General features: G+C 45.7%; 3 rRNA genes. All 3 read left to right on the top strand.

What is annotated here, in order from left to right:
• A 23S ribosomal RNA gene (locus tag A9260_RS12515) occupies nucleotides 1–232 on the top strand; the annotation flags it as partial.
• Between the two features lie 93 nt (nucleotides 233–325).
• A 5S ribosomal RNA gene (gene rrf, locus A9260_RS12510) occupies nucleotides 326–441 on the top strand.
• 359 nt (nucleotides 442–800) lie between these two features.
• Nucleotides 801–1,291, top strand: a 16S ribosomal RNA gene (locus A9260_RS12505); the annotation flags it as partial.

Here is a 1,291-nt window from a genome sequence, read left to right as displayed (position 1 = left end):
GGACGAACCTCTGGTGTTCGGGTTGTCATGCCAATGGCATTGCCCGGTAGCTAAGTTCGGAATCGATAAGCGCTGAAAGCATCTAAGCGCGAAGCGAGCCCTGAGATGAGTCTTCCCTGGCACTTTAAGTGTCCTAAAGGGTTGTTCAAGACTAGAACGTTGATAGGCAGGGTGTGTAAGTGCTGTGAGGCATTGAGCTAACCTGTACTAATTGCCCGTGAGGCTTAACCATACAACACCCAAGGGGTTTTGTGGACTCGAAGYAAGAACAGATTGAATGTGTATAAGAACTTTTARATAACAGTTTTCCGAATTTTAAAATTTGCTTGGCGACCATAGCATTGTGGACCCACCTGATTCCATGCCGAACTCAGAAGTGAAACATAATAGCGCCGATGGTAGTGTGGGGTTTCCCCATGTGAGAGTAGGACATCGCCAGGCTTTAATTTTAGACTTATCTCGTATGAGGTGAGTCACCATAAAGTTCTAATTTACTTAGAGTTTTATGTTGACTTTAACAGTCAGTCGCGTAATATATGCGACCTGCTTAAGTGTTAAGGCACTCAAAGCACGCTCTTTAACAATTTAAACCTATCAATCTGTGTGGGCACTCGTTGATGATAATCGAAAAGATTTATCAATGAACTGAGTGACCAATTTGATACTTCGGTATCGAGCACAGTCAATTCATTACTATTCTGTTGGAATAGTAATAGCTTTAAAATTACTTCTTACTTTCGAGTAAGGAACAGTTTTGAAGTCAGTATTCATTGAGCCGCATCTTAGATGCAAAAAAACTTTAATTGAAGAGTTTGATCATGGCTCAGATTGAACGCTGGCGGCAGGCCTAACACATGCAAGTCGAGCGGAAACGACAACATTGACCCTTCGGGTGATTTATTGGGCGTCGAGCGGCGGACGGGTGAGTAATGCCTGGGAAATTGCCCTGATGTGGGGGATAACTATTGGAAACGATAGCTAATACCGCATAAYGTCTACGGACCAAAGAGGGGGACCTTCGGGCCTCTCGCTTCAGGATATGCCCAGGTGGGATTAGCTAGTTGGTGAGGTAATGGCTCACCAAGGCGACGATCCCTAGCTGGTCTGAGAGGATGATCAGCCACACTGGAACTGAGACACGGTCCAGACTCCTACGGGAGGCAGCAGTGGGGAATATTGCACAATGGGCGCAAGCCTGATGCAGCCATGCCGCGTGTATGAAGAAGGCCTTCGGGTTGTAAAGTACTTTCAGTCGTGAGGAAGATAGTGTAGTTAATAGCTGCATTGTTTG

The organism is Vibrio sp. UCD-FRSSP16_30 (assembly GCF_001676025.1).
GTDB lineage: Bacteria > Pseudomonadota > Gammaproteobacteria > Enterobacterales > Vibrionaceae > Vibrio.
The sequence above is the reverse complement of the archived record's forward strand: the minus strand, read 5'-3'. Positions and strand labels throughout refer to the sequence as shown.